A 20,488-nucleotide genomic window follows, 5' to 3' on the forward strand; every position below is an offset into this window, starting at 1 on the left:
CGGTGACGACGATTTGGGATACCAAACTTTGGAATCCCAAATATCACCCCGGCGTCCACCCGAGTCAATACTCCGGCCGATAAGCTCGGGTAACGACGTGTTACGGCGGTGTTGAGCGAGAGGGGCGCGGTGAACGAGCGGCAACCCCTCGCGGCCACCCGGCAGCGGGTGCGCGAGGAGCTGCGCGAACGGATCCTGACCGGGCGGCTGCGCCCGGGTGACCGGCTGGTCGAGCGCGAGCTCGCCGAGGACCTCGGCGTTTCCCGGGTGCCGGTCCGCGAGGCCATCCGCAGCCTGGAGGCCGAGGGCTTCCTCGTCGTCCAGTCGCCGCGGCGGGTGGTCGTCCGGCAGCTCGCCCGGGTCGACGTCGAGGAGCTGTTCGACGTCCGCGAGGCGCTCGAAGGACTCGCCGCCGGGCTCGCCGCCGAGCGCGCCGGCGCCGCCGCGCTCAAGCGCCTCGACCGCGCGCTCGCCGACGCCGCCCGCGCCACGGCCCGCGGCGACGCCGCCCGGATCACCGTGCTGAACTCGCGCTTCCACGACGAGATCGTCGCCATCGCGGGCAACGCCCTGCTGTCCACCATGCTCCAGCCGCTGGAGGGCAGGCTCCGCTGGCTGACGAGCCAGAACGAGCACTGGGCCGAGCTGCTCGACGAGCACCGGCGGCTCTACGAGGCGATCGCCTCGGGGGACGCGGACCGCGCGAAGGCGTCCGCGGTCGAGCACGTGCGCGTCAACCGGGAAGTCACGCTGCGTTCCCTCTTCGGTGAAGAAACCGGGGAGCGCCCGGCGGGGTGACCCTGCCCGATTTGACGAGCAATCCGCACGGGCGCCCGGTTTTTCAGCCATTCGCACCAACGGTGACACGACTTTGGTCTGTGTCACGCCGCCGAACGGCTGCTTACGGTCTTCGCTCACCGGTCCCGCCGACCGGCGTCCCCACCGTTCCGGAGGTTCACTGTGCGTAGAGCGACAGTATTCGCCGCAGCCTTCACCCTGGCCCTGACCACCGCGGGCGTCGCACAGGCGGCGCCCGCGCCGCACGGCCACGCCCAGCGCGTCTGCTCGGTCGCGCCCGCCGGGCTCGCGGCCTGCAACGCCTGGATCAACACCGACACGACCTTCGCCGCGGCCGCCACGCCGTCCGGGCTCGGCCCGGCCGACCTGCTCTCCGCGTACAACCTCGGCTCGCTCGCGGGCAGCGCCGGCGCCGGCCGCACGATCGCCATCGTGGACGCCTACGACGCCCCGACCGCCTTCGCCGACGTCAACGTCTACCGCGCCCAGTACGGCATCCCCGCGCTCGCCTCCTGCACGCCGTCGTCGATCAACGCGAGCACCACCCCGTGCTTCGCCAAGGCCGACCAGAACGGCGGCACCACCTACCCGCGCAAGGACGGCGGCTGGGCCCAGGAGATCTCCCTCGACCTCGACATGGCCTCGGCGATCTGCCCGAAGTGCAACATCCTGCTGGTCGAGGGCACCTCGTCGAGCTTCGCCAACCTCGGCACCGCGGTGAACACCGCCGTGCGGCTCGGCGCCGAAGTGGTCAGCAACAGCTACGGCGGCAGCGAGTTCTCGAGCGAGGCGAGCGCCGAAGGGCAGTACTTCAACCACCCCGGCGTCGCCATCACGGTCAGCTCCGGTGACGCCGGGTACGGCGTCGAGTTCCCCGCCGCGTCGCGGTACGTCACCGCGGTCGGCGGCACCAGCCTGAAGAAGGCGTCGAACACGCGCGGCTGGAGCGAGACGGCGTGGAGCGGGGCCGGCAGCGGCTGCTCGGCGTACATCACCAAGCCGTCGTGGCAGACCGACGCCGGCTGCGGCAGGCGCACGGTCGCCGACGTCAGCGCCGTCGCCGACCCGGCCACCGGGGTCGCCGTCTACGACAGCACGGCGTACCAGGGCCGCTCCGGCTGGATGGTGTTCGGCGGCACGAGCGTCGCGGCTCCGGTCGTCGGCGGCGTCTACGCCCTCGGCGGTGTCAGCGGCGTCACGGGCGCGAACACTGTGTACTCGAACACATCGTCGCTCAACGATGTGAGCGGCGGCAGCAACGGCTCGTGCGGCGGCAGCTACCTCTGCACCGCCGTGACCGGCTACGACGGCCCGACCGGGCTCGGCACCCCGAACGGCGCCACCGCGTTCTGACCCCTGCGGAAGTGGCCTGCCACACGGGCGCCCCGGCTCGCTCGTGTGGCAGGCCGTCACGCACCGCACTAACATGATCACGGTAACCGCGCATCCCGAGCGGACGTGGCATATCCGACACGCTCCAGGAGCCCCGCCAACAGGCGCTTCCCAGCGGCTTCATGGGAAATTCACAGAATGGGTGGCAAGTCTGACAACGTGAACCACGCCGACGACGGTGCCGGATCGGCGGCACGATGACGACTGCCCAGGCCACGCTCGAGGCCCCCGCCCGCGCTGCGAGACCGGGCGGCAAAGCGCCCTACCTCCACCAGATCGACCTGTTCCGGTTGATCACGTTCGCCTGCGTCATCCTCATCCACGTGGTGGGCGCGACGAACTTCGCGCAGGACGTCGGCGCCAACGCCGTCGAGACGCCGCTGCACTTCACCCGGGAAGCCTTCTTCGCGCTGACCGGCTTCGTGCTGGTCTTCCAGAACCGCCGCCGCGAGTTCACCGCCGGTGACTTCTGGCGTCGGCGGCTCCCGCTGGTCGCGACCCCCTACCTGGCGTGGTCGATGTTCTTCTGGGCGTACTCGCTGATCACCGGCGCGCAGCAGCCGGGCTCGCTCGAGGCGTCGATGCGCCTGCTGCTCAAGGACCTCGTCACCGGCGGAGCCTGGTACCACCTGTACTTCCTGCTGGTGACGATGCAGGTCTACCTGCTCTTCCCGCTGCTGATGAAGCTGCTGCGGGCGACCGGGGGCAGGCACAAGTGGCTGCTGCTCGGCAGCGGGCTGGTGCAGGTCGGCGTCACGTTGTTCATGACCTACCAGCCGCTGGGCGTCAGCTACGAGACGATCACCCACCTGTACGGCACGATCCTGCCGTACCAGTTCTACACGCTGTTCGGCGCCGTGGCGGCCATGCACTTCGAGACCGTGCACGCCTGGGCGGGGCGGCACCGGCTGCTGCTCGGCGGCGCACTCGTCGCGGTGCTGGCCGGCACCGAGTGGTACTACTTCCAGACTGTCCACAATGGAACTTTCCCGCAGGTGGCCAGCGATCCGTTCCAGCCGTACCTGATCCCGTGGTTCCTCACCGTGATCGCGGCGATCTACGCGTTCGCCACGCGGTGGGCGGCGCGCCGCCGCGAAGGCGGCCGCGGGGCCCGGGTGGTCTCGTGGGCGGCGAACCGCTCGTTCAGCGTCTTCCTCGTGCACCCGCTCGCGCTGGCCCTGCTCGGCCCGGCGATCCCGCACGTCGCGGAGCGGTTCGGCGCGCCGTGGCTCAGTGTGCTCATCTACCTGGCGACGATCGTCCTGACGGTCGTGATCGTGGAGGTCCTGCGCCGGCTGCCCGGTAGCCGCGCGCTCACGGGCCGGCCGCGGCTGCGGCCGGCCAAGGTTGCGGCTTAAGTCACCCGGGTGGGTGGCTCAGGTCATATCCGGGGGCTCGGGCATGTCTGAGCGCGCGGATCCGCAGCGGTGGGATATGCTGGCGGCCCGTGGGACTTCAGTCACGGGCAACCAAGTACGTTTTTGTCACCGGAGGCGTCGCCTCCTCTCTGGGTAAGGGACTCACGGCCTCGAGCCTGGGGCAGCTCCTTACCGCACGCGGGCTTCGCGTCACGATGCAGAAGCTCGACCCCTATCTCAACGTCGACCCCGGGACGATGAACCCGTTCCAGCACGGCGAGGTGTTCGTCACCGACGACGGCGCCGAGACCGACCTCGACATCGGGCACTACGAGCGGTTCCTCGACCGCGATCTCGACGGCAAGGCCAACGTCACCACCGGCCAGGTCTACTCCGAGGTGATCGCCAAGGAGCGCCGCGGCGAGTACCTCGGCGACACCGTGCAGGTCATCCCGCACATCACCGACGAGATCAAGGCCCGGATCACCGCGGCCGCCGGGCCGGACGAGACCGGCCAGTCGCCCGACGTCGTCATCACCGAGGTCGGCGGCACGGTCGGCGACATCGAGTCCCTGCCGTTCCTGGAGGCCTGCCGCCAGGTCCGCCACGACGTCGGCCGTGACCACTGCTTCTTCCTGCACGTCTCGCTGGTGCCGTACCTGGCGCCGTCGGGCGAGCTCAAGACGAAGCCGACCCAGCACTCGGTCGCCGCGCTGCGCAACATCGGCATCCAGCCCGACGCGCTGGTCTGCCGGGCCGACCGGGAGATCCCGGAGGACCTCAAGCGCAAGATCGGCCTGATGTGCGACGTCGACACCGAGGCCGTCATCGCCTGCCCGGACGCGCGCTCCATCTACGACATCCCGAAGGTGCTGCACCGCGAGGCGCTCGACGCCTACGTGGTCCGCCGCCTCGGCCTGCCGTTCCGCGACGTCGACTGGACGGTGTGGGGCGACCTGCTCGACCGCGTGCACAACCCGAACGAGATCGTGCGGATCGCCGTGGTCGGCAAGTACATCGACCTGCCGGACGCCTACCTGTCGGTCACCGAGGCCCTGCGTGCGGGCGGGTTCGCCCACCGCGCCAAGGTCGAGATCGTCTGGGTCGCCTCCGACGACGCGCAGACCGCGTCCGGTGCCGCCTCCGTGCTGTCCGATGTGGACGGCGTGCTGATCCCGGGCGGGTTCGGCATCCGCGGCATCGAGGGCAAGGTCGGCGCGATCGAGTACGCGCGCACCCGCGGCGTCCCGCTGCTCGGCCTGTGCCTCGGCCTGCAGTGCATGGTCATCGAGGCCGCCCGGCACCTGGCCGGCATCGAGGACGCGGGTTCGTCGGAGTTCGACGAGAACACCAAGCACCCGGTGATCTCGACCATGGCCGACCAGCGCGACGTCGTCGCGGGAGAGCGGGACATGGGCGGCACCATGCGGCTCGGGGCGTACCCGGCGAAGCTCAAGGCGGGTTCGCAGGTCGCGAAGGCCTACGGCACCACCGAGGTCTCCGAGCGGCACCGGCACCGCTACGAGGTCAACAACGCCTACCGCAAGCAGCTCTCGGACGCGGGCCTGGTCTTCTCCGGCACCTCGCCGGACGACCGCCTGGTCGAGTTCGTGGAGCTGCCCGCCGACAAGCACCCGTTCTTCGTCGGCACGCAGGCGCACCCGGAGCTCAAGAGCCGCCCGACCCGCCCGCACCCGCTGTTCAGCGCGTTCGTCAAGGCCGTCGTCGACCGCAAGGTCGCCGAGCGGCTGCCGGTCGAGCTGCCCGAAGCCCCGGTGGCCGCCCGATGAGCGCGCCGGGCGAGCACGAGTTCAGCGTCGCGTCGAGCCGCGACGTCCACATCGGACGCGTCGTCGGCCTGCGGATCGACGACGTCGTGATGCCGGGTGGGGACACCGCGGTCCGCGAGGTGATCGAGCACCTCGGCGCGGTGGCGATCGTCGCGCTGGACGAAGACCAGCAGGTCACGCTCATCCACCAGTACCGGCACCCGATCGGGCGCCGGCTGTGGGAGCTGCCCGCGGGCCTCATCGACCACCTCGGCGAGGACCCGGTCGGCACGGCCAAGCGCGAGCTCGTCGAAGAGGCCGGCCTGGCCGCGGCGGACTGGGTGACCCTGGTCGACGTCGCGGCGTCACCCGGCTTCACCGACGAGGTCGTGCGGGTGTTCCTCGCCCGCGGGCTGTCCGATGTGGACCGCGAGGTGCTCGGCGAGGAGGAAGCCGACCTGGTCATCCGCAAGTTCCCGCTCGCCGAAGCGGTCCGGATGGCCCTGGCGGGCGAGCTGCTCAACGGCGCCACCGTGTCCGGGGTGCTGGCCACGCACGCGGTGCTCACCGGCGTGGCTTCGCCGCGGCCGGCGGACGCGCCGTGGGAGGACCGCCCGACGGCGTTCGCCAAGCGCAAGCAAGCCTGACCCGCTCCGCTGCGTCCCGGCTCAGGGGCGCAGCGGGCGGCCTTCGGCGTCCGTTCCGCCGTTGACCAGCAGCACGACGCCGTCGATGATCGGCCACAGGATGCCGACCCCGGTGCAGAACGTGGCGAAGAGCTGGGCCACGCCCAGCCCGGTCTGGCCGGTGTAGAACCGGCCGACGCCGAAGGGCAGCACGATCTGCAGCACGCCGGCCACCGTCTTCGACCGGTGTGAGTACGGCACGGGCATCGGCTGCGAGTACGGCATCGGCGCCGGTGGCGCGTACGGATCCGGCCCGTACACCGGCAGCTGCGTGGTGGGTTGCGCGTACGGCGGTGTCGCCGGCGGCCCGAAGAAGCCCGGGTGCGGGTGCGGCAGGTCGCGGAACAGCGGCCGCAGGTCGCCGAGCGTCGTCGCCGCGTAGGCGTCCGTCACCCGCGTCTCGTACTCGTCCGGCGTGATGCGGCCCATGCCGAAGTGGTCGGCGAGCAGCCTCGCGGCTTCCTCCCGCTCGGCCGTCCCGATGCGCAGTTCGTCGGACCCCATGGCTCCACGGTAACCGCGTGCCACCGGGAACGGGGTTTCTGCCGGGTCACGACCGCCGCGCGGCCTATGGTGACGGCGTGGCAGCCCCGGGCAGCACCGACGGCGTGATCGCCGCGTACCTCGACCACCTCGTCGTCGAACGCGGCACCGCGCGCAACACCCTGGACAGCTACGCCCGCGACCTGCGCCGGTACGCCGCGCACCTGGACGGCCTGGGCGTCGCGAAGATCGCCGACGTCACCTCCGCGCACGTCACGGCTTTCGGTGCCGCCCTGCGCGAGGGCGACGACGAGCACAAGCCGCTCGCCGCGTCGTCGGCCGCCCGTGCCCTGGTCGCCGTGCGGGGCCTGCACAAGTTCGCGCACGCCGAGGGCCTCACCGAGCACAACCCGGCCCGCGAAGTCCGGCCGCCGACGCCGGCCAAGCGGCTGCCCAAGGCGCTGCCGGTCGACGACGTGCTGCGGCTGCTCGAAACCCCGCCGCCCGACGGCGAGCGCCCGCTGCGCGACCGGGCCCTGCTGGAGGTGCTCTACTCCACCGGCGCCCGGATCTCCGAGGCGGTCGGCCTGGACGTCGACGACGTCGACGCCGCCGAGCGGACCGTGCTGCTCGACGGCAAGGGCGGCAAGCAGCGGCTGGTGCCGATCGGCCGTCCGGCGCTCGCCGCGTTGCACGCCTACACCGTCCGTGCCCGTCCGGCGCTCGCGGCGCACGGCCGGGGCACGGCGGCGCTGTTCCTCAACGCCCGCGGCAGCAGGCTGTCGCGGCAGAGCGCGTGGCAGGTCCTCAAGGACACCGCCGAGCGAGCGGGGATCAGCGCCGTCGTGTCGCCGCACACGCTCCGCCACTCCTTCGCCACGCACCTGCTCGAAGGCGGCGCCGATGTCCGCGTCGTCCAGGAACTGCTCGGCCACGCGTCGGTGACGACGACCCAGGTGTACACGCTGGTCACGGTCAACACCCTGCGCGAGGTGTACGCGACGGCGCACCCGCGGGCGTTGGGCTAGACGGCCCTAGAAAGCGACAAGAGCCTTCCCAGCCTGCACCGACGGTCGAGTGACATTGCCCCGTCGAGTCCGGCGCGTTGCTTTGCCGGGGCTCCGACTCCGGACATAGGCTGCGGCGGACGCTGACGAACAAGGAGCTTTCGCGCCATGTCGACACCGAACCAGCCGGCCCCTTCGGCCGAGTCCGCCGGGTCGGCGGCGGCGAACCTCAGCCAGGTCACCATCGCCACGCCCACGATCCACGACGGCGACGAGCAGCAGGAGCGCAACGGCAAGAAGGTCAAGCTCGAAGGCATCGGCCCGACCGGCCGCCCGATCCGCGAGCACCCCGATCCGGCGCCGCTGGACAAGCACGGCCCGGCCAAGATCATGGCGATGTGCAACCAGAAGGGCGGCGTCGGCAAGACGACGTCGACCATCAACCTGGGTGCCGCCCTCGCCGAGTACGGGCGGAAGGTGCTGCTCGTCGACTTCGACCCGCAGGGCGCGCTCGCCGTCGGCCTCGGCATCCAGCCGCACGAGCTGGACCAGACGGTCTACAACGCCATCATGGAGCGCTCGGTCAGCGCCACCGACGTGCTGATGAAAACCCGCGTCGAGGGCGTTGACCTGCTGCCGAGCAACATCGACCTGTCCGCCGCCGAGGTCCAGCTCGTCGCCGAGGTAGGGCGCGAGCACACGTTGTTACGGGTCCTGCGTCCGGTCATGAACGACTACGACTATGTTCTTGTCGACTGCCAGCCCTCGCTCGGCTTGCTCACGGTGAACGCGCTGACCGCCGCGGACGGCGTGATCATCCCGCTGGAGTGCGAGTTCTTCAGTCTGCGAGGCGTCGCCCTCCTGATCGACACCATCGAGAAGGTTCAGGAACGCCTCAACCCCAAACTGGACATAGTCGGGATTCTCGCCACCATGTACGACCCGAGAACCCTGCATTCGAAGGAGGTCATGGCTCGCGTGGTGGAGGCATTCGGCGAGACCGTGTTCGACACGGTCATCAACCGCACCGTGCGGTTCCCCGAGACGACGGTCGCGGGTGAGCCGATCACGACCTGGGCGCCCAAGTCGGCCGGCGCGGCGGCGTACCGCCAGCTGGCCCGCGAGGTGATCGCTCGGTGAGCAGGCGCGCCTCCCTGCCCGGAGCGTCGGAACTCTTCCGCATCACCTCCAGCCCCGCTCTCGATCTCCCTCCCCAGGCCCCGCCCGGCCCGGCGCCCGCAGAACCCGGTGAAAACGGCAGCGGCAAGGCCAAGGGCAACGGCCGCAAGGAGCAGCTCGCCCGCAGCGGCGACGCGGCCCCGCACGGATCCGGCCGGACGAAGCACGATGCGAAAATCACCGTGTATGTCTCGGGCGACGAGCTCCTGGCCATGGAGCAGGCCCGGCTGACGTTGCGCGCGAAGCACGACCTGGTCGTCGACCGCGGCCGGCTGGTCCGCGAGGCCGTGGCGGTGCTGCTGGCCGACTTCGACCAGCACGGCGAGGAATCGGTGCTGGTGCAGCGGCTGCGGGTGGTCGGCTCAGACGGCGGCGAAACCGAGGGCTGATGGACGAGCCGGCACCGGCTCCCGAGGACCAGGTCCCCGAACCGCACCAGACGGTGCACGGCGGGATGATCCCCGAAGGCGTCAACACCGAAGAGCTGAGCACGTCGAAGTTCAAGGTGCGGCTGGCCAACTTCGAGGGCCCGTTCGACCTGCTGCTGCAGCTGATCTCGCAGCACCAGCTCGACGTCACCGAGGTGGCGCTGCACCAGGTCACCGACGACTTCATCGCGTACACGCGCGCGCTGGGCAGTGACTGGAACCTCGACGAGACGACGGAGTTCCTGGTCATCGCGGCCACGCTCCTGGACCTGAAGGCGGCCCGGCTGCTGCCGTCGGCCGAGGTGGAGAGCGAAGACGACCTCGCGCTGCTCGAAGCCCGCGACCTGCTGTTCGCGCGGATCCTGCAGTACCGCGCCTACAAGCAGGTGGCGGCGCTGTTCGGCGAGCTGGAACAGAACGCGCTGCGGCGCTACCCGCGCTCGGTGGCGTTGGAGGAGCGGTTCGTCGGGCTGCTGCCCGAGGTCATGCTGGGGGTGACGCCGCAGCGGTTCGCCGACATCGCGGTGGCGGTGTTCCGGCCGAAGCCGCCGCCGACGGTGTCGATCGCCCACATCCACATGGGCCGCATCTCGGTGCGCGAGCACGCGGCGATCCTGCGGGTGATGCTGGCCGAACGTGGCCAGGCGACGTTCGGCGAGCTGGTCGACGACTGCGAGCACACGGTGGAGATCGTGGCGCGCTTCCTGGCGCTGCTGGAGCTCTACCGCGAGGCGACGGTCCAGTTCGAGCAGAGCGAGGCACTGGCCGAGCTGCACGTCCGCTGGACGGGCGGCTCGAAGGAAGAAGCCTCCGCGGCGGCCGAGCTGGACCGCGCCGCCGGAGACGAAGAGGAGTACGGGTGAGCCCGGAGAACAACGAGCAGGTGTCCCCGCCCGAACCGCCGGTGGGCGAACCGGCCGACGCCGCGGCGGAGCTGGCCCTGGGCGAGGCCCTGTCGGGCGAGCCGGTCACCGAGGACGGCGAGCCGCTCGACCCACTGCCCGAGGTCGCCGCCCCCGAGCCCGACCCCGAGGGGGCACTTTCACGTGAAAGTGCCCGGGAGACGGCGGCACTTTCACGTGAAAGTGCCCCCTCCGAGCCCGAGCCCGAGCCCGAGGCCGAGTCGGGGGTCGAGCCCGAGGCGGACCCGGCACTTTCACGTGAAAGTGCCGCGCGTGCCGAGCCGGGTCCGGAGGATCCCGAGGCCGATCTGGTGGCCGCCGGGGATGCCGACTCCCGGCCGGATGTCACCTCCGACGAGACCCTCGAAGCCGCGCTCGAGGCGCTTCTGCTCATCGTCGACTCGCCCGCGAGCGAAGAACTCCTCGCCGAGACCCTCGGGCAACCCCAGTCGCGGATCGTCGTCGCGCTGCGGACCATGGCGCAGAAGTTCACCGATCGGGCGTCCGGGATCGACCTGCGGCGCGTCGGCGAAGGGTGGCGGTTCTACACTAGGGACGTCTATGCCCCGTTCGTGGAGAAGCTCCTGCTGGACGGCCAGCGGTCGAAGCTGACCCGGGCCGCGCTGGAGAGCCTCGCCGTGATCGCGTACCGGCAGCCGGTGACCCGGGCCAGGGTCGCCGCGGTGCGCGGCGTGAACGTGGACGGCGTGATCCGGACGCTGCTCGCGCGCGGCCTCATCGAAGAGATGGGGACCGATCCCGAGACGACCGGGACGCTGTACGTGACGACCGAGCTGTTCCTGGAGCGACTGGGGCTGTCGTCACTGAACGACCTGCCGCCGATCGCTCCGTTGCTACCCGAAGTGGACACCATCGATGACATCCAGTGAACACCCCGACGGCGTCCGGCTGCAGAAGGTGCTGTCGCAGGCCGGGGTCGCCTCCCGGCGCGCGGCGGAAGACCTGATCGTCGCCGGCCGGGTCGCGGTGGACGGCGAGGTCGTCACCGAGCTGGGCCGCCGCGTCGACCCGGACAGCGCGATCATCCACGTCGACGGCACCCGCGTGAACCTCCGCGACGACCTCATCTACCTCGCCCTGAACAAGCCCAAGGGCGTGCACTCGACGATGTCGGACGACCGTGGCCGCCCCTGCGTCGGCGACTACCTGCGCGGCCGCTACGAAGAGACGCCCGGCGTCGTGCACGTCGGACGGCTCGACGAGAACACCGAGGGCCTGCTGCTGCTGACCAACGACGGCGACCTCGGCCACCGGCTGATGCACCCGTCCTACCGGGTGCTGAAGACCTACCTCGCCGAGGTCGACGGCCTCGTCCCGCGCGGGCTCGGCAAGGAGCTGCGCAAGGGCTGGGAGCTGCCGGACGGCATCGTCAAGGTCGACCAGTTCCGCGTCAAGGACATGCACTCCGGCAAGTCGCTGGTGGAGCTGGTCATCCACGAGGGCAAGAAGCACATCGTGCGCCGCCTGCTCAAGGACACCGGCCACCCGGTGCTCAAGCTGGTCCGCACGGCGGTCGGCGACGTCCAGCTCGGCAACCAGCGCGTCGGCTCGATCCGGCGGCTGACGAAGACCGAGGTGGGTGCGCTCTACCGCAACGTCGAGCTCTGACCGCCTCTCGGGGGCAGCCGCACAGCGGTGACGAAGCCGCCGGCGGTCGCGTCGTCGTCCGACGGGCGGCCGTAGGCGGCGGCGAGTTCGGCGCGGGTGACCGTCGACGGCTGCCAGCCGTGGGTGGCCAGCCACTCCGGCGCCCGGCCGCCGAGCCCGCCGCGCCACAGGGACGTGACGTGCTCGCCGCCCGCGGCCACCTTCGCGCGGGCGATGAGGCTCCCCGGCGGGGTGCCCGGCCGGTGCTCGAACGCGATCCGGCTGCCCGGCGCCGCCAGCTCGCCGACGGTGGTCAGCAGCCGCTCGGCCTCCGCGCCGGTCAGGTACATCAGCAGGCCTTCGGCCAGCCACGCGGTCGGCACGGCCGGGTCGAACCCGGCGCCGCGCAGCGCGGTGGCCCAGTCCTCGCGCAGGTCGGCGGGCACGACGACCCGTGCGCACGCCGGTTCGGCGCCCCGCCCGGCGAGCACCTGGTCCTTGAACGCCAGCACTTCCGGCAGGTCCAGCTCGAACAGCCGCGTGCCGTCCGGCCAGGGGAGCCGGAACGCCCGCGTGTCGAGCCCGGCCGCGAGCAGCACGACCTGCCCGCAGCCGCTGCCGAGCAGGTGGCCGTCGTAGAACCGGGTGCGGATCACGACCTGGGGGTAGAACATCGCGCCGAGCCCGCCCGCCGGTTCCGCGGGCAGCGCCGAGCGGCCCGCCTCGGCGAACGCGGCCGCGTACGGGTCGTCGAACAGGCGGTCCGGGCGGCGGCTTTCGGCGGCGCGCAGGGCGGCGACACCGACCGCCGTGCGGCTCACCGCGGGCAGGGATCCGGTCACGATCCCAACGTACGCCCGACTTTCCGCTGTAGTGGGCGTGAACCCCGGCCCGCTAGCGTGTGAGGCATGCGAACCGGTGTGGTGTGCGGGATCGTCGCGGTGCTCCTGTCCGGCACGGTGGTTCCCGCCGCCGCGGCCACGCAGGAGAGCGAACCGGTCTACGACTACGCGAAGGCGGTCCGCGAAACCGTCTGGGTCGACATCGGCCGTGACGGGGACGGTGACGGCCGGTCCGATCGCGTGGCCGCGGACATCGTCCGGCCGAGCGAGGCGACTTCACCCGTTCCGGTGATCATGGACGCCAGCCCGTACTACTCGTGCTGCGGGCGCGGCAACGAGAGCGAGCTGAAGTCGTACGACAGCGCCGGGAAGCCGGTGAAGTTCCCGCTGTTCTACGACAACTACTTCGTCCCCCGGGGCTACGCCGTGGTGCTGGTCGACCTGGCCGGGACGAACCGCTCGGCCGGCTGCGCGGACGTCGGCGGCGCCTCCGACGTCGACTCCGCCCGCAAGGTCGTCGACTGGCTCAACGGCCGCGCGACCGGCTACACCGCGAAGACCGGCGGCAGCGCGGCGACGGCGGGCTGGAGCAGCGGGAACGTCGGGATGATCGGCAAGTCCTACGACGGCACGATCGCCAACGGCGTCGCGGCGACCGGGGTCGCCGGGCTGAAGACGATCGTCCCGATCGCGGCGATCAGCTCCTGGTACGACTACTACCGCTCGGACGGCGCGACCTTCGGCTTCAACCCGGACGGGCTCGCGCGCACGGTCGAAGCGCGCAACAGCGGGCAGAACTGCTCGGCGCAGAACCAGGTCCTGGCGGCCGGCGCCGCCGCGAACGGCGACTACGGGCCGCTGTGGGCGGACCGCGACTACGTCCGGCGGGCGGGCAACGTGCGGGCCAGCGTGCTGCTGTCCCACGGCGTCAACGACCTCAACGTCAAGACCATCCACTTCGGACAGTGGTGGGCCGGGCTGAACGTCGAGAAGAAGATCTGGCTGTCCCAGACCGGGCACGTCGACCCGTTCGACTACCGGCGGGCCGGCTGGGTGGACCTGCTGCACCGGTGGTTCGACCACTACCTGCTCGGCATCGACAACGGCGTCCAGAACGGCCCGATGGCCAGCGTCGAACGGCAGCCGGACCAGTGGGTGGACCAGAGCGCGTACCCGGCGGCCGGCGTGGTGGCGACGACGCTGCGGCCGCACGCCTCCGGCACGCTGGGCACTTCGCCGACGTCCGGGACGGCGTCGTTCACCGACAACCCCAGCCTGGGCGAGGACACCTGGGTGACGAACCCGGGCGGCGCGGCCTTGACGTACTCGACCGGGGCGCTCCCGGCCGACGTGCAGGTTTCGGGAACGTCGTCCGTCACCGTGACGGCGACCCCGAGCACGTCGTCGGCCCGGGTGTCGGCCCTGCTGGTGGATCTGGGCGCGGCGACGATCCGCAACTTCGCCGGCAGCGGCGAGGGGATCAAGACGGGCACCACGGAGAACTGCTGGGGCTCGTCGACCTCGGGCGACGACGCCTGCTACCGGATCGCCTCGGCGGACGTGAAGAAGGTGAACTACACGATCATCAGCCGCGGCTGGGCGGACCTGGCGAACTACGCGTCCCTGTCGCAGGAGAGGCCGTTGACCCCGGGGACGGCGTACACGATGACGTTCCGGCTGGCGTCCACGGACCACGTCGTTCCGAAGGGCCACGCACTGGCCCTGATCATCGGCGGCACGGACGGCAGCTTCCTCCGCGGGCCGGCCCAGCCGGGCCGGGTGACGCTGGACCTGGCCCGGACGTCGGTGTCGGTGCCGATCGCCGGCGTGGTGCCCGCGGCGACGACCCACGCGGCCTTCGGCACGGGCGCGTTCGTGCCGTCGGCGGGCCGGGCGGACCTGCGGTGAGGTAGCCGGACGGCCCAGCCGGGCCCCGCCGGAAGGTCGCTTGCCCCCGGACCTTCCGGCGATAGGCCCGAAAACCCCCGCACCCCCACCGAGGAGCCGCCGTGCCGATTCGGAAGCTGTGCGCGACCCTGGCCGTCCTGACCGGTGCCTCCGCGCTGGTCGCCCCCGCCCTTGCGCAGGCCGCCACCACGACCGCCTGCGCGTCCGGCGTCTTGATCCGGACCAGTTCGATCCCGTACCCCTCGCCCACGGTCAACCTCGGCACGTCGTGCGCCGGGTTCGCCGACGCGGGGGCGCCCTACGTCTTCACGATCGCCCGGCTGAACGCCGTCTACCACCAGTTCCCGATGAACGCCGTCTACACCAACGTCACCGCCACCTGCAGCGCTTACTCGTACAGCGGGACGTCCCTGGTCGCGACGGGCTGCACCTACGTGTTCTGAGCCTCCGCCGTGGCCGTCCGCGCGGTCGCTTTCCGCTGCAACGCCCGGACGATCGGCTCCACCACCCGGGCCGCCGTCGGGCCGAGGATGGCCATCAGCAGGACGTACGCCGTGGCCAGCGCCGCCAGCTCGCCGGTGACCGCGCCCGCCGCCACCGCCAGCCCGGCGATGACGATCGAGAACTCGCCGCGGGCGACCAGTGCCGCGCCCGCTCGCGCGCGGCCCATCTTGCCGATGCCCTGGCGGCGGGCCGCCCACCAGCCCGTGCCGACCTTCGTCAGCGTCGTCACGACCGCGAGGACCAGGGCCCAGCCGAGCACCGGCGGGATCGACGCCGGGTTCGTGTTGAGCCCGAAGACCACGAAGAACACCGCCGCGAACAGGTCCCGCAACGGCTCCAGCATGCGTGTCGCGTTCTCCGCCGTCGAACCGGAGATCGCGATGCCGAGCAGGAACGCGCCGACCGCGGCCGACACCTGCATCGCCGACGCCAGCCCGGCCACCAGCAGCGCCGCGCCGAGGACCTTGAGCAGGAACACCTCGCGGTCCGGGCTGTCGACCGCCGCCGAGACGTACCGGCCGAACTTCAGCGCGACCACCAGCACCACGGTGATCACCAGCAGCGAGATGCCGACGGCCTCGAGACCGCCGAGCAGGGACACCCCGCCCAGCACCGCGGTGAGGATCGGCAGGTAGAGCGCCATCGCGAGGTCCTCGAACACGAGGATCGACAGCACCACCGGCGTCTCGCGGTTGCCGAGCCGTCCCAGGTCGCCGAGGACCTTGGCGATGATGCCGGACGACGAGATGTACGTGACGCCTGCCATCACCATCGCGCCGACCGGGCCCCAGCCCAGCAGCAGCGCGACGGCCGCGCCGGGGGCCGCGTTGAGGACGATGTCGAGCAGGCCCGCCGTCCACGAGCGGCGGAGCCCGGTGAACAGCTCGGCCGCGGAGTACTCGAGGCCGAGCAGCAACAGCAGCAGCACGACGCCGATTTCGCCGGCCAGGTGCGTGAAGCCGCCGATGTCGGTGAGCGGGATCAGGCCACCTTGCCCGAAGCAGAGGCCACCGAGCAGGTAGAGCGGGATGGGGGAGAGGCCGATCTTGCCGGCCAGGCGCCCGAGCACGCCCAGCACGAAGAAGACCGCCCCCAGTTCGATCAAGGACAGCGCGGTGTGGTCCATCGGCCGCTCAGCCGTACTTGAGGATCTTGGCGGCGGCTTCGAGGCCCTCGCTCGTGCCGACCGCGACCAGCAGGTCGCCTCCGGTGAACGTGAAGTCCGGCGTCGGCGACGGGTGCACCTGCCCGGCCCGAGCCACCGCCACCACCGAGACGCCGGTGCGGGTGCGCATCGCGGTGTCGCCGAGCGTCCGGCCGTCGAACGGGCCGGACGGCTTGATCGGCAGCTGCCGGGTGCTGATCCCCGGCAGGTCCCGGTGCTCCTCCGTCAGCTGGGCGACCAGCTGCGGTGCGCCGAGCAGGTTGGCCAGCGCGCCGGCCTCGTCCGCGGTGAGCGGGATCGAGGCGGCGCAGGCATCGGGATCATCCGATTTGGACACGATCAGCTCGATGTGGCCGTCCCGCTGGGTGACGACGCCGACGCGCCGACCGGTACGGGTGGCGAAGTCCTTGCGGACCCCGATGCCGGGCAGAGGAGTTACTTCGACGTTCACCCAACCACCGTAACCCACGTGTCCGATTCGCGGCGTTCAGCCGAGCAGCAGGAGCAGGGCCGCGACGACCATCACGGCCGCGGTCAGCCCGTGGACCCCGAACGCGACGGCCTTCTTCCCCCGGTGGCGCAGGACGATCAGCATGTCGAAGACGGGCCAGAGGGCCGCGGTCAGGATGACCCAGCCCAGCGCGTGCGGGTCGCCGTAGACGATCAGGGTCAGCGGGACGAGGCCGGCCCCGATGTCACGGCCGCCCTTGACGTTCAGGAAGGTCGTGGCGTTTTCCGGGACCTCGGGGAAACCGAAACCCGCGGCGATCTTCGCCGGCGCGAAGAGGTAGTTGAGGCCGATGAAGATGATCCCGAGCGAGACGATCGCGACGAGGGTGTAGCCGGTGACGATCATGGTGTTCCTCCAGTTTTCTAGCGTCGCTAGGATTGCTAGCAACGCTAACTTAGCACCGCTAGTTTGTCTAGCAGTGCTAGCGTGTGACCCATGACCCAGCGACAACGACGTGTGCGGGACCGGACCGAGCGAGCGCAGCGCATCGTCACCGCGGCCCGCGAGCTCGCCGAGGCGGAGGGCTGGGAGGCGGTCACCACCCGGCGGCTCGCGGCCCTGATCGAGTACAGCCAGCCGGTGCTCTACAGCCATTTCCCCGGCGGCAAGGACGCGATCATGGCGGCGGCCGCCTTGGAGGGCTTCGCCGAGCTGGCCGAGGCACTGGCCGCGGCGCGCGACGGCGGTCTCGCCGGGATCGCGAGCGCGTACGTCGCGTACGCCGAAGCGAAGCCGGCGCTGTACGACGCGATGTTCACGCTCGCGTCCGAACTGCGGTTCGCCCAGGACGACACCCCGGAGGTGATGAAGGCGAACTTCGCGGAGCTGCTCGCGGTCGTCGAGCCGGTGGCGGGTGAGCAGCCCGCGGGTGTGCTGACCGAGGTGTTCTGGAGCACGCTGCACGGGCTGGTGACCCTCGATCGCGGCCACCGGCTGTCCCCGGAGCACCGTGACGAGCGCCTCGCGCTGGTGGTCGCCCGCTTCGGCGCGCGGGGCGACTGATCTCCTCCGCGCCCCGACCGGCAGAATGGGGGACAAAGCCGACCGAGACGAGAACGCGAGGAGAATGCCGGTGACGGGAGCCCTACGAGGTGTGGTCGCGCTGGACGGCCCGTCGGGGACCGGGAAGACCACCGTCGCCCGCAAGCTCGCCCAGCGCCTCGGCGCCGGCTACCTCGACACCGGTGCGATGTACCGGATGGTCACCCTCGCCGTGCTGCGCGCCGGTGTCGACCCGGCCGACGCGAACGCCGTCGCCGCCGTGGCCGACCGGGCCGAGTTCAGCATCGGCACCAGCCCCGAGCGGCCCGAGATCCGCCTGGCCGGCGAGGACGTCGCCGCCGACATCCGCGGGCCCGAGGTCACCAGGGCCGTCTCGCCCGTGTCGGCGGTGCCGCACGTGCGTGAGCTGCTGGTCGCCCGGCAGCGGCAGATCATCGGCGACGTCGTCGAGCACCGCGGCGGGATCGTCGTCGAGGGCCGGGACATCGGGACCGTCGTCGCGCCGGACTCGCCGCTGAAGGTGTTCCTGACCGCCTCGGCCGACGTCCGCGCGTCGCGCCGGAGCACCCAGGACACCGCGGCCGGGCGGCAGTCTTCGGTCGCCGACGCCCTGGCTTCGGTCGAACGCCGTGACCACCTCGACTCCACCCGCGCCGCCTCGCCGCTGCGCGCCGCCGACGACGCGGTGCCCGTCGACACCTCGGAACTGTCGATCGACCAGGTGATCGTCGCCCTGAGCGAGCTGGCCAGCCACCGCGGCCTGCTGGCGGGGTGCGGCGCCGAGGTGGCTCGATGACCGCTGACGGGTTGCCGGAAGGCTCCGTCGGCAGGCTCCACGACGCCGGGCGGGTCTTCGCCCGGTACTATCTGCGCTCGGCGTTCCACATCCGGGTGCACGGCCGCGAGCGCGTTCCCGCCACCGGGCCGCTGCTCGTGATCGCCAACCACAGTTCCATGATCGAGCCGCAGCTGATCTTCGGAATGCTTCCGCGGCGTTCGGCGTTCCTGGTCAAGGCCGAGATGTTCGGCGGGATCGTCGGCCGGTTCCTGCTGGCGATCGGGCAGATCCCGCTCAAGCGCGGCGAGATCGACCGCAAGCCGCTGATGACCGCGGTCGGCGTCCTGAAAGACGGCGGAGTCGTCGGGATCTTCCCCGAAGGCACCCGCGGGACCGGGGACGTCGGCGCGGCCGAACGCGGCGCGGCCTGGCTGGTCCGGGCCTCCGGCGCGACCGTGCTCCCGGTCGCGACGCGGGGCACGCTCAAGCCGGACGGCGGCCGACGGCGGTTCCGGCCACGGGTGGACATCCTCGTGGGCGAGCCGTTCTCGCCGAAGGTCGGACCCGGCAGGACCGGGCTCGACCAGGGCACCGAAGAGCTGCGCGGTGAGCTCGCGGCGCTCGTCAAGACTTTGGACGACTGGCGTGCCGAACACGGATTCGGCGCGGTATAAGGGAAATTAGGTTCCGATGGAAGAGTACGAAACCGCCGGCGAAGTCGACGGCACCTGGTCCGACGAGACCGAGTTCGCCGCGCTCGACGCGCGGATCGAGGCGGCGGAAGCGGCCGAGGAGGCCGCGCTCGCACAGCCGGTCCTCGCCGTCGTCGGCCGGCCCAACGTGGGCAAGTCGACGCTGGTCAACCGCATCCTCGGCCGGCGCGAAGCCGTCGTGCAGGACGTGCCGGGCGTGACCCGCGACCGCGTCGCCTACGACGCCTACTGGGGCGGGCGCAGGTTCACCCTGGTCGACACGGGTGGCTGGGAGCCGGACGCGACCGGGCTGCAGGCCTCCGTCGCCGCACAGGCCGAGCTGGCCATGCAGACCGCGGACGCGGTCCTGCTGGTCATCGACGCCTCGGTCGGCGCGACCGCGACCGACGAAGCCGTCTCCAAGGTGCTGCGCCGCTCGAAGAAGCCGGTGCTGCTGGCCGCGAACAAGGTCGACGACGACCGGCTGCTCGCGGACACCGCGTCGCTGTGGTCGCTCGGCCTCGGCGAGCCGCACCCGGTCAGCGCGCTGCACGGCCGCAGCTCCGGCGACCTGCTCGACGCGATCCTCAAGGCCCTGCCCGAGTCGCCGCGCGAGGGCGGCGCCGTGACGTCGGGGCCGCGGCGCGTCGCGCTGGTCGGCAAGCCGAACGTCGGCAAGTCGAGCCTGCTCAACAAGCTGTCCGGCGAGGAGCGCTCGGTCGTCGACTCGGTGGCCGGCACCACCGTCGACCCGGTCGACTCGCTGGTCGAGCTGGACGGCGAGACCTGGCGGTTCGTGGACACGGCGGGCCTGCGCAAGCGCGTCAACTTCGCCGCGGGCGCCGAGTACTACGCCTCGCTGCGCACCAAGACCGCGATCGACGCGGCCGAGGTCGCGATCGTGCTGCTGGACGCGGCCGAGCCGCTGTCGGAGCAGGACCTGCGGGTGCTGACCATGGTCGTCGAGGCCGGCCGCGCGTGCGTGCTGGCGTTCAACAAGTGGGACCTGGTCGACGAGGACCGCCGGCACGCGATGGTCCGCGAGCTCGACCGCGGCCTGGTCCGCGTGCCGTGGGCGGAGAAGGTCAACATCTCGGCGCTGACCGGCCGGTCGGTGCGCAAGCTCGCGCCGGCGCTGCGGACCGCGCTGAAGTCGTGGGACCAGCGGGTGCCGACCGGCCAGCTCAACGCCTGGCTGTCCGACCTGGTCGCGGCCACCCCGCCGCCGGTCCGCTCCGGCAAGCAGCCGAAGGTGCTGTTCGCGACCCAGGCCGGCATCCGCCCGCCGACCCTGGTGCTGTTCACCACCGGCTTCCTCGAGGCGGGCTACCGCCGCTTCATCGAGCGCAAGTTCCGCGAGCAGTTCGGCTTCACCGGCAGCCCCGTCCGGGTGAACGTCCGGGTCCGCGAAAAGAAGGCAAAGCCCAAGGTCGGCGGAAAAGCCGCCCGAACCCGGTGACGTTACGGGCATCACAG

22 protein-coding genes are annotated in these 20,488 nt (G+C 71.5%); 17 read left to right on the top strand and 5 right to left on the bottom strand.

The window, feature by feature from the left end; all coding sequences use genetic code 11:
* The first annotated feature begins 129 nt into the window (after positions 1–129).
* The 5 genes from DV20_RS00080 to DV20_RS00100 all read left to right on the top strand — a co-directional run bounded on the left by DV20_RS00080 (position 130) and on the right by DV20_RS00100 (position 5,964).
* Complete coding sequence (locus DV20_RS00080) at positions 130–798, top strand: GntR family transcriptional regulator (protein ID WP_084093246.1); 669 nt, start codon at positions 130–132, stop codon at positions 796–798.
* A gap of 162 nt (positions 799–960) precedes the next feature.
* Positions 961–2,151: a S53 family peptidase gene (locus tag DV20_RS00085; RefSeq protein ID WP_043774958.1), complete on the top strand. Its 1,191-nt coding sequence runs from the start codon at positions 961–963 to the stop codon at positions 2,149–2,151.
* A 236-nt stretch (positions 2,152–2,387) separates the two neighbouring features.
* Positions 2,388–3,548: an acyltransferase gene (locus DV20_RS00090; RefSeq protein ID WP_043774960.1), complete on the top strand. Its 1,161-nt coding sequence runs from the start codon at positions 2,388–2,390 to the stop codon at positions 3,546–3,548.
* A gap of 89 nt (positions 3,549–3,637) precedes the next feature.
* A complete protein-coding gene (locus tag DV20_RS00095) occupies positions 3,638–5,338 on the top strand; it encodes a CTP synthase (RefSeq protein WP_063607765.1) in 1,701 nt (566 codons plus the stop codon).
* Positions 5,335–5,964, top strand: a complete 630-nt coding sequence (locus DV20_RS00100; RefSeq protein ID WP_043774966.1) for an NUDIX domain-containing protein — start codon at positions 5,335–5,337, stop codon at positions 5,962–5,964. Before DV20_RS00095 ends, DV20_RS00100 begins: the two co-directional genes overlap by 4 nt.
* 21 nt (positions 5,965–5,985) lie before the next feature.
* Here DV20_RS00100 and DV20_RS00105 read toward each other — a convergent pair whose 3' ends face one another.
* Positions 5,986–6,507, bottom strand: coding sequence for a DUF1707 domain-containing protein (locus tag DV20_RS00105; protein WP_043774968.1), 522 nt, complete (start codon positions 6,505–6,507; stop codon positions 5,986–5,988).
* 104 nt (positions 6,508–6,611) lie between these two features.
* Here DV20_RS00105 and xerD point away from each other — a divergent pair, with 104 nt between their 5' ends.
* The 6 genes from xerD to DV20_RS00135 all read left to right on the top strand — a co-directional run bounded on the left by xerD (position 6,612) and on the right by DV20_RS00135 (position 11,631).
* On the top strand, positions 6,612–7,514 hold the full coding sequence (gene xerD / locus DV20_RS00110; protein WP_043775311.1) for a site-specific tyrosine recombinase XerD: 903 nt from the start codon (positions 6,612–6,614) through the stop codon (positions 7,512–7,514).
* Between the two features lie 147 nt (positions 7,515–7,661).
* Complete coding sequence (locus tag DV20_RS00115) at positions 7,662–8,633, top strand: ParA family protein (protein WP_043774970.1); 972 nt, start codon at positions 7,662–7,664, stop codon at positions 8,631–8,633.
* Positions 8,630–9,061 carry a hypothetical protein gene (locus DV20_RS00120; protein WP_043774972.1) on the top strand — a complete coding sequence of 144 codons (432 nt, stop codon included), beginning with the start codon at positions 8,630–8,632 and terminating at the stop codon, positions 9,059–9,061. Before DV20_RS00115 ends, DV20_RS00120 begins: the two co-directional genes overlap by 4 nt.
* The gene (locus DV20_RS00125) at positions 9,061–9,963 is read left to right on the top strand and encodes a segregation and condensation protein A (RefSeq protein WP_043774973.1); all 903 of its coding nucleotides are present in this window, start codon (positions 9,061–9,063) and stop codon (positions 9,961–9,963) included. Before DV20_RS00120 ends, DV20_RS00125 begins: the two co-directional genes overlap by 1 nt.
* On the top strand, positions 9,960–10,892 hold the full coding sequence (gene scpB, locus DV20_RS00130; RefSeq protein WP_043774975.1) for an SMC-Scp complex subunit ScpB: 933 nt from the start codon (positions 9,960–9,962) through the stop codon (positions 10,890–10,892). Before DV20_RS00125 ends, scpB begins: the two co-directional genes overlap by 4 nt.
* Positions 10,879–11,631 (top strand): pseudouridine synthase, encoded by a 753-nt coding sequence (locus DV20_RS00135; RefSeq protein WP_043774977.1) that lies wholly within the window; start codon positions 10,879–10,881, stop codon positions 11,629–11,631. The genes scpB and DV20_RS00135 overlap by 14 nt, the downstream gene beginning before the upstream one ends.
* Here the strand turns inward: DV20_RS00135 and DV20_RS00140 are convergent.
* Positions 11,610–12,452: an SAM-dependent methyltransferase gene (locus DV20_RS00140; protein ID WP_043774979.1), complete on the bottom strand. Its 843-nt coding sequence runs from the start codon at positions 12,450–12,452 to the stop codon at positions 11,610–11,612. The genes DV20_RS00135 and DV20_RS00140 overlap by 22 nt on opposite strands.
* A gap of 66 nt (positions 12,453–12,518) precedes the next feature.
* Between DV20_RS00140 and DV20_RS00145 the strand changes: the two genes are divergently transcribed.
* Both DV20_RS00145 and DV20_RS00150 read left to right on the top strand, forming a co-directional pair.
* On the top strand, positions 12,519–14,360 hold the full coding sequence (locus tag DV20_RS00145) for a Xaa-Pro dipeptidyl-peptidase (RefSeq protein WP_235190665.1): 1,842 nt from the start codon (positions 12,519–12,521) through the stop codon (positions 14,358–14,360).
* Positions 14,361–14,461: 101 nt separating this feature from the next.
* Positions 14,462–14,803, top strand: coding sequence for a hypothetical protein (locus DV20_RS00150; protein WP_043774980.1), 342 nt, complete (start codon positions 14,462–14,464; stop codon positions 14,801–14,803).
* Here DV20_RS00150 and DV20_RS00155 read toward each other — a convergent pair.
* The 3 genes from DV20_RS00155 to DV20_RS00165 are packed head-to-tail and all read right to left on the bottom strand — an operon-like array spanning position 14,791 to position 16,885.
* The gene (locus tag DV20_RS00155; RefSeq protein ID WP_043774981.1) at positions 14,791–15,990 is read right to left on the bottom strand and encodes a cation:proton antiporter; all 1,200 of its coding nucleotides are present in this window, start codon (positions 15,988–15,990) and stop codon (positions 14,791–14,793) included. The genes DV20_RS00150 and DV20_RS00155 overlap by 13 nt on opposite strands.
* A 7-nt stretch (positions 15,991–15,997) precedes the next feature.
* Positions 15,998–16,480, bottom strand: a complete 483-nt coding sequence (locus DV20_RS00160) for a cation:proton antiporter regulatory subunit (RefSeq protein ID WP_043774983.1) — start codon at positions 16,478–16,480, stop codon at positions 15,998–16,000.
* Between the two features lie 36 nt (positions 16,481–16,516).
* A complete protein-coding gene (locus DV20_RS00165) occupies positions 16,517–16,885 on the bottom strand; it encodes a DUF4267 domain-containing protein (protein ID WP_043774985.1) in 369 nt (122 codons plus the stop codon).
* A 111-nt stretch (positions 16,886–16,996) separates the two neighbouring features.
* On the opposite strand from DV20_RS00165, the gene DV20_RS00170 reads away from it, so the two are divergent.
* From DV20_RS00170 to der, 4 genes are all read left to right on the top strand, one after another.
* The gene (locus DV20_RS00170; protein ID WP_084093249.1) at positions 16,997–17,542 is read left to right on the top strand and encodes a TetR/AcrR family transcriptional regulator; all 546 of its coding nucleotides are present in this window, start codon (positions 16,997–16,999) and stop codon (positions 17,540–17,542) included.
* 91 nt (positions 17,543–17,633) lie between these two features.
* Positions 17,634–18,338 (top strand): (d)CMP kinase, encoded by a 705-nt coding sequence (gene cmk, locus DV20_RS00175; protein ID WP_043774991.1) that lies wholly within the window; start codon positions 17,634–17,636, stop codon positions 18,336–18,338.
* Entirely contained in the window at positions 18,335–18,994 is a 660-nt protein-coding gene (locus tag DV20_RS00180) for a lysophospholipid acyltransferase family protein (protein WP_043774994.1), read from the top strand. Before cmk ends, DV20_RS00180 begins: the two co-directional genes overlap by 4 nt.
* A 16-nt stretch (positions 18,995–19,010) precedes the next feature.
* Entirely contained in the window at positions 19,011–20,471 is a 1,461-nt protein-coding gene (gene der, locus DV20_RS00185; RefSeq protein ID WP_043774997.1) for a ribosome biogenesis GTPase Der, read from the top strand.
* Positions 20,472–20,488 lie beyond the last annotated feature (17 nt).

Origin of the sequence: Amycolatopsis rifamycinica (genome assembly GCF_000695625.1) — a bacterium.
Lineage (GTDB): Bacteria > Actinomycetota > Actinomycetes > Mycobacteriales > Pseudonocardiaceae > Amycolatopsis > Amycolatopsis rifamycinica.